Source organism: Mesorhizobium sp. M7A.F.Ca.CA.004.06.1.1, from assembly GCF_003999135.1.
Lineage (GTDB): Bacteria > Pseudomonadota > Alphaproteobacteria > Rhizobiales > Rhizobiaceae > Mesorhizobium.
Map to the genome: position 1 here is coordinate 1 of NZ_RZPQ01000262.1, position 7,105 is coordinate 7,105.

General features: G+C 63.9%; 8 protein-coding genes. 4 read left to right on the forward strand and 4 right to left on the reverse strand.

The features are described 5' to 3' along the window. On the forward strand, positions 1-198 hold a 198-nt coding region (locus EN906_RS16940; protein ID WP_281060445.1), incomplete at its 5' end, for a pyridoxine 5'-phosphate oxidase C-terminal domain-containing protein. A gap of 3 nt (positions 199-201) precedes the next feature. On the opposite strand, the gene EN906_RS16945 is transcribed toward EN906_RS16940, so the two are convergent. Together EN906_RS16945 and EN906_RS16950 are read right to left on the reverse strand one after the other, a co-directional pair. Beyond that, on the reverse strand, positions 202-954 hold the full coding sequence (locus tag EN906_RS16945; RefSeq protein ID WP_127270336.1) for a crotonase/enoyl-CoA hydratase family protein: 753 nt from the start codon (positions 952-954) through the stop codon (positions 202-204). A 20-nt stretch (positions 955-974) separates the two neighbouring features. After that, positions 975-2,744 carry an acyl-CoA dehydrogenase gene (locus EN906_RS16950; RefSeq protein WP_127375274.1) on the reverse strand — a complete coding sequence of 590 codons (1,770 nt, stop codon included), beginning with the start codon at positions 2,742-2,744 and terminating at the stop codon, positions 975-977. A 214-nt stretch (positions 2,745-2,958) separates the two neighbouring features. Between EN906_RS16950 and EN906_RS16955 the strand changes: the two genes are divergently transcribed. Then, positions 2,959-3,177 carry a hypothetical protein gene (locus tag EN906_RS16955; RefSeq protein ID WP_013532811.1) on the forward strand — a complete coding sequence of 73 codons (219 nt, stop codon included), beginning with the start codon at positions 2,959-2,961 and terminating at the stop codon, positions 3,175-3,177. Positions 3,178-3,423: 246 nt separating this feature from the next. Continuing rightward, positions 3,424-4,533, forward strand: coding sequence for a glycoside hydrolase family 25 protein (locus EN906_RS16960; protein ID WP_127302114.1), 1,110 nt, complete (start codon positions 3,424-3,426; stop codon positions 4,531-4,533). A 14-nt stretch (positions 4,534-4,547) separates the two neighbouring features. On the opposite strand, the gene purD is transcribed toward EN906_RS16960, so the two are convergent. Then, positions 4,548-5,825, reverse strand: coding sequence for a phosphoribosylamine--glycine ligase (gene purD / locus EN906_RS16965; protein WP_127270338.1), 1,278 nt, complete (start codon positions 5,823-5,825; stop codon positions 4,548-4,550). 157 nt (positions 5,826-5,982) lie between these two features. Beyond that, a complete protein-coding gene (locus tag EN906_RS16970) occupies positions 5,983-6,804 on the reverse strand; it encodes a phytanoyl-CoA dioxygenase family protein (RefSeq protein WP_127270339.1) in 822 nt (273 codons plus the stop codon). 89 nt (positions 6,805-6,893) lie between these two features. Here EN906_RS16970 and EN906_RS16975 point away from each other — a divergent pair. Continuing rightward, a partial coding sequence (locus EN906_RS16975; RefSeq protein WP_164777206.1) for a LysR family transcriptional regulator occupies positions 6,894-7,105 on the forward strand: 212 nt, incomplete at its 3' end.

The window sequence follows — 7,105 nt, forward strand, 5'->3', positions numbered from 1 at the left end:
GCGCTGGAGAAAGCGGTGGCGGAATACACGGCACGCTATCCGATCGGCGAGATCCCGCGGCCAAAGCACTGGTCCGGCTTCCGCATCGTGCCCAGCACCATCGAGTTCTGGCACGACAGGCCGTTCCGCCTGCACGACCGGCTCGTTTTTACGCGCAGTGCGAAGGACGGCTGGGACAAGACACGGCTTTATCCCTGAGGCTCAGGCCTTCTTTCTCGTCATGAACGCGGTGAGCGCGGCGCGCGCCTCATCGGACTTCAGCCGCTCGCGAAAATGCTCGCTTTCCACGCCGATGCGGGCGACGAGATCGTCGCGCGAACCACGCATCAGGTTGCGCGCGATCTTCAGCGCCTGTGGTGGCTTGGCGGCGATCTGGCCGGCTGCCGCCAATACCGAAGCCTCCAGCGCTGCTTCCTCGACCACCTCGTAGATCAGGCCGGCGGCCTTGGCGCGCTCGGCCGAAAAACCCTCGCCAAGACCGAGCAGCGCGAAAGCGGCTTGCTGGCCCAGAATGCGCGGTGCCAGCAGGCTCGATCCCGCTTCAGGCACAAGGCCCAGGTCGACGAAAGGCGTCCTGAACACGGTGCGTGGCGTGGCGAAAGTCAGGTCGCAATGCAGGTTGAGCGTCGTGCCGATGCCGACCGCGATGCCGTCGACGCCGGAGACCATGGGTTTTTCGACCTTGGCCAGCGCCATCAGGAAATCCCAGACTTCGGTGCCGCCGTCGCCGCCGGTGGCGACGACCATGAAGTCGGCAAGGTCGTTGCCGGAGGAGAAGGCGCCGGGCACGCCGAGAAAGACATGGACGCGGATGGCCGGGTCGGCGTCGCCCTCGGCCAGGGTTTTTGACATTTTCGCATACATGGAGCGCGTCAGCGCGTTCTTCTTGTCCGGCCGATTCATGCGGATGATCTGGATGGCGCCCTGGCGCTCGACGAGGATATGGTCTGTCACGGTGTTTTCCTTGTGAAACGTCAGGCAGAGACGAGCGTCTTGCCGGCAGCGGCGAGGCTTTCGGCGCCATCAATGACGCGCGCCCTCAAGGCGCTGACCTCGCCGAGCAGGTTTTCGGCAAAGAAACGGCAAAGCGCTATGCGGTTGTGACCGGCAAGAGCACCGCGCGCCAGATAGGCGCCGCCGGCGGCAAGCGAGATCAGCCTGAGATAGGGCGTGGCGCCTGCCAGCGCCTCTTCCGATCGGCCATCGGCCGTCAGTTTTTGCAGGAAGCGGGTCGCTTCGCTGAGATCGCCAAGTGCCGCGTCGAGAGCGGCGGCGGTGCGGCCGAAACCCTGCATGTTCGAGGTCCGCACCGCTGCGGCCATATCAGCCAGTTCGGCGATGTAACCATGCACATGGTCGCCACCGCCGAGCGGCAGCTTGCGCATCACCAGATCGATCGCCTGGATACCGTTGGTGCCCTCGTAAATCGGGGCGATGCGCGCATCGCGATAGAAGGCGGCCGCTCCCGTCTCCTCGATGAAGCCCATGCCGCCATGAACCTGGAGGCCGAGCGAGGCAACCTCGACGCCGATATCGGTCGAGAACGCCTTGGCCAGCGGCGTCAGCAGATTGGCGCGATCGCGCCAGTATGCCGCCTCGTCACCGGCGGAGACACGGGCCATGTCGATGGCGTGGGCACAGGAATAGCTGATGGCGCGTGCGGTCTGGGTCAGCGCCTTCATGGTCAACAGGTTACGCTGGACATCGGGGTGATGGACGATAGGCGCCATACCCGTGCCAGTGTAGCTCGCGGCCTTGCCCTGCCGGCGCTCATTGGCATAGGCGATCGCCTTCTGCGTTGCGGCTTCCGCGACCGCCACCCCCTGCATGCCGACACAAAGCCGCGCATTGTTCATCATGGTGAACATGCAGGCGAGCCCCTTGTTCTCCTCGCCGATCAGCCAGCCGACGGCGCCGGGCTTGGCGCCTCCAAAGCCGTCGCCATAGATCATGGTGCAGGTCGGCGAGGCATGGATTCCGAGTTTATGCTCAAGTCCGGAACAGAGGACGTCGTTGCGGGCACCGAGCGCGCCATCGTCGCCAACCAGGAATTTCGGCACCAGGAACAACGATATGCCGCGCGTGCCGGCCGGCGCATCGGGCAGCCTTGCCAGCACGAGATGGATGATGTTGTCGGTGAAATCGTGCTCGCCATAGGTGATGAAGATTTTTTGGCCGAAGATGCGATAGCTGCCGTCACCCGCCGGCTCGGCGCGGGCGCGCAAGGCGGCGAGATCCGAGCCGGCTTGCGGCTCGGTCAGGTTCATCGTGCCCATCCACTCGCCGGAGACGAGCTTTTCGAGATATTTGGCCTTGAGGTCTTCGGAGGCGTGTTTGTCGAGCGCCTCGACCGCGCCCATGGTCAGCGTCGGGCCGATGCCGAAGGCCATGGCGGCGGAGTTCCACATTTCGAGCGCGGCCACGCCGAGCATGGTCGGCAGCGCCTGGCCGCCATATTCCTCAGGCCCCGAGAGCGCATTCCAGCCGCCATCGATCCAGCGGCGATAGAGTTCCTTCCAGCCGGGCGGCGTGGTGACGGCGCCGCCTTTCAGCACCGCACCCTGCCGATCGCCGATCGTGTAGAGCGGTGCGACCTCTTCGGTGGCGAAACGGCCGGCCTCACCCAGAACGGCATCGACCAGGTCCTCGCCGAGATCGCCGAAGGTGCCGGCATCGAGCGCCGACTTCATGCCGGCCACGTGCTTGAGCGTGAAGGCGATATCCTCGACCGGTGCCCTATACATGCCGCCCACTCCTCCTGATTGCATCGGCCTGCCCAACCCTAGAACCGGTGCCGCTGCAAAACCACCCGCCGTATCAGCGGTCTCCCATCTTCTTTTTACGTAAACGTCAAATTTTGTCACGCGGATTTTGCAATCGCGGCGGCGCGTATTAAGTTCAACCCATGCCGGATCAAGTCGACCGGCGATGGATCAGACCAGCCAACCGGAACCGCCTATGCTTGCCAGACCCGACGCCTACCGCTGCATCGAATGCGGCCTGCCCTATCGAGCGGAGGGGTTCTGCTACCATGGGGGCAGACTGGACCATGGTGCCGCCTACTGGTCGGATCGCGGCATTTTGTGCTCGCCGCAATGCTCGCTCGCCCACCACCGCAAACGCGCCGCCGAAGGCACGCTGCGGCAAGAGCCGGCGCCTGACCCGTTTGAATTCTAGCGGCTGATGCGTGGCCAGCTTTTCTGAGGCCAGCCCCGAAAGCACTTCCTTAACCATAGCCGTTCAGGATTTGTTTTTGGTCAACGGGGATTCCCTGTTTTGAAAAGGACGGCGCACCTCCTTCGCCGCTTGAAGAGTGTCGTACCGACACCCTTCAAGCCTCTGTTTCCTGCGCATGTCGTTGCCCCAAAACCGCTGCACACTTTTGGCCGGCATGCGCTGGCGATCCTCGCTCTTGCGGCGACGATGGCGCTTTCGACGGCGGCAACGGCCTCGGATTTCTCCGAGCCGTGGAAGAACGCCGACCGCGCTCTGGTCGTCGATGCCTACGAATATAATTCCATCGACTGGGCCCAGCTCGCCACCGACAAGCGGATCGTGGGCTTCATCAACAAGGCCTCCGACGGCGTGCCGCCCCCCTATTTCTGCTTGGGCAACGACATTGAGGTGAAGCTTTGCAAGGCGCTGTGGAAACGCCATGCGGTGACGCGCGAACTGTTCCAGACGCGCCGGGTGGTGGCCAAGGCACTCGGCCTGAAATGGGGCGCCTATCACCTTGCCCGTCCCGGCAATCCGGTCGAGCAGGCCAACAATTTCCTCGATTTCGCCGAGCCTGCGCCGGACGATCTCATGGCTCTCGACATCGAGGGCAATGACCCCTCGCAATGGATGTCGCTCGACGATGCCGAGGAGTTCGTACGCCAGGTGCATCGGCGCATCGGCCGCTTCCCGGTGCTGTACACCAACGGCAAGACCGCCCAGCATATTGCCGACAACAGGTACCGATACCGGCTCCTGTCGCGGCTGCCGCTCTGGTATGCGCGCTACACCAAGGACATCGACGTGCATTTTCCGATGGGCAACTGGCAAGGCTACGCACTGTGGCAGTTTTCGGCGCAAGCCAATTGCGGCCGTTTCCGCTGCCCTTACAGGGTTGCCGGCACGCCTAACGACATAGACGTGAATGTCGCGCCGACAGACGCCGCCACGCTGCGCGCGCAATGGCCGTTCGGTGGGCTTATCGACGTGCCGCCGGACTATCTCGCCTCGATACCGCTACCGGTTTCACGCGAGGCCGGCCTCGCCGGCAATGTCACCATCACCTATGCGTCTGTGGCCGCGCCGCCGACTCTCGAGGACATGGTTACAGCGTTGGGCACACGCTGGTCCCGTTTCCGCGACGGCTTCCGCATGCCAGTCGTGAAGACGGTGCCGCGACGGCCAAGCTTCGGCATTGTCCAATATGTCGCCTGGAAGCGGACCGAACGGCGTTCACCCGCACAACTCGACGCTGCCTTTGCCGTGTCCGATCCACTCAGCACCGCTTCCACCGAACTCGATCGCGGCCAGCGGTGAGCCAATGCGGAACTTCAGGTTCCCTGTTCGCGCGCTACGGCCTGCCAGCCGATATCGCGGCGGCAGAACCCGTCCGGCCAATCGATGCGGTCAAGCGCGGCATAGGCTCGTTTCTGTGCCTCGCCGACCGTGGCGCCTGATGCCGTCACGTTGAGGACGCGGCCGCCATTGGCAACCAGCGCGCCGCCATTGATGGCGGTACCGGCGTGGAAGATCTGGACGCCGTCGCTCGCCGCGTCTTCGACGCCGCGGATGACCGAGCCTTTTTCCGGCGTGCCGGGATAGCCTCTCGCCGCCATTACTACGGTGAGCGCGGCCTCGTCGCGCCAGCGCACCGAAGTATGCGCAAGCTGGCCGTCGGTCGCCGCGTTGAGCAGGACCAGCAGATCATCCTTCAGCCGCATCATCAGCACCTGGCATTCCGGATCGCCAAAACGGGTGTTGTATTCGATCAGCTTCGGTCCCTTGTCGGTGATCATCAGCCCGGCAAACAGCACGCCGGAGAACGGCGCCCCCAGTTCGGCCATGCCGCGCATGGTCGGCTCGATGATCTCGCGCATGGTGCGCGCGACCAGTTCCGGCGTCATCACCGGTGCCGGCGAATAGGCGCCCATGCCACCGGTGTTGGGACCGGTGTCGCCGTCGCCGACGCGCTTGTGGTCCTGCGCGGTACCGAAGGGCAGTGCGGTGGTGCCGTCGCAGAGGCAGAAGAAACTCGCCTCCTCGCCGGTCATGAACTCCTCGACCACAACTTCCGCGCCAGCGGCGCCGAAGGAACCGTCGAAGCAGGCATCGAGTGCTGCCTGTGCTTCACTGGGCGTCATGGCGACGGTGACGCCCTTGCCGGCAGCGAGCCCGTCGGCCTTGATGACGATCGGTGCTCCGGTCTTTTCGACATAGGCCTTGGCCGAGGCCAGGTCACTGAAACGGCCATAGGCGGCGGTCGGGATGTTGTAGCGGGCGCAGAGATCCTTGGTGAAACCTTTCGATCCTTCCAGCTGTGCGGCAGCCTTGGAGGGTCCGAAGACGCGAATGCCTTGCGCGCGCAGATCGTCGGCAATGCCGACGACCAGCGGCCCCTCCGGGCCGACCACGACGAGGTCGATTTTTTTCTCCCGGCAGAACGCGGCCACGGCGGCATGGTCGGCTAAATCCAGCTTCACCAGCTCAGCCTCGCTGCCGATGCCCGGATTGCCGGGAGCCGCATAGAGCTTTGTCAGCAGCGGTGATGCGGCGATCTTCCAGGCGAGCGCATGTTCGCGGCCGCCGGAGCCGAGAAGAAGAACGTTCATGGCCACCTCTTGATGCCGACTATCCGTTAGAGCACCCGCTATTGCTCTCTGGGCGACGGGTCAAGGCATCCGGGCGCATTGATGGGAATTGCGCACGGGAACGTTACCCCAGCCGAAAATCGGCGGCGCACATCGGCGTCGATTTTCTGGCCTCGCTTCAGCCCTGGTAGACCACCGGAAACCAGTCCTCGCGCAGCCTCTCGCCCGGCTGCATGCCGTGGCCATGATAGGGCGGCGAGGTGCGGCCCGGCCGCTCGACATAGCGCGCATCGTCACCCACCCAGCGCAGCGACAGCGCCCGGCGCCGCGCCGCGGTCAGGTTGCCGCGCGCGCCATGCGCGGTCCTGAAGTCGAACAGGATGGCGTCGCCCGGCTCCATTTCCCATTCGAGCACCTTCATCGACGGATCCTTGTCGGGATCTGGCACCGGCAGATAGTCGCCCTCGCCGGCATAGAAATTGCTGTCGTCGAGCCAGCGCACCGGCAGGATCATCTTGTCCCATTTGTGCGAGCCGGCGATCAGGCGCAGCGTCGCTTCCTTCACCGGGTCGATGGGGATCCAGAAGCTCACCGTCTGTTGGCCATCGACGAAATAGTAGGGGATGTCCTGATGCCAGGGCGTCGGCTTCTGCGTGCCGGGTTCCTTGACCAGCACATGATCGTGGAAGAACTGCGCGGTGCGCGACTGCATCACCGCTGCCGCCAGTTCGGCGGCGGGCGAACCCCGCACCACGCTGACGAATTCGGGAATGCGCTCCCAGTTGCAGTAGTCGTCGAAGAAACTGCCGCGACCGTTGGCGATGTCGGATGCGGTGGCGCTGCGGTTCTGGATGTTGCGCTCGATGCCGGCGGCGATCGTGTCGACCCAGCCCTTGAAGGCGCCGCGAATGCAGACAGCGCCGTCGCGCTGATAGTCGGCGATCGTCTTTGCATCGATGGTTTGGGCGTCGATTGTCTGGGTGTCGGTTGCGGAAGCCATGGCGTTCTCCTCTTGGAATGAACCGACTATCGCAACCCTCGTTCATTCAGTAAAATAATAACTTTCCATTTGATACATAGGACTATCCTATGAATGTGACCCTCACCCAATTGCGTTATCTTGTTGCCGTGGCGCGTCACGGCAGCGTCACCGGAGCGGCAAAGATGCTGAACGTTTCGCAGCCGTCGATCTCGGTGGCCATTGACGCGGTCGAAAAGAATTTCGGCCAGAAGCTGTTCGTCCGCCAGCGCGGAAGCGGCGTGTCGCCGCCATCGTTCGGCCGCGCCGTCGTGGCCAAGGC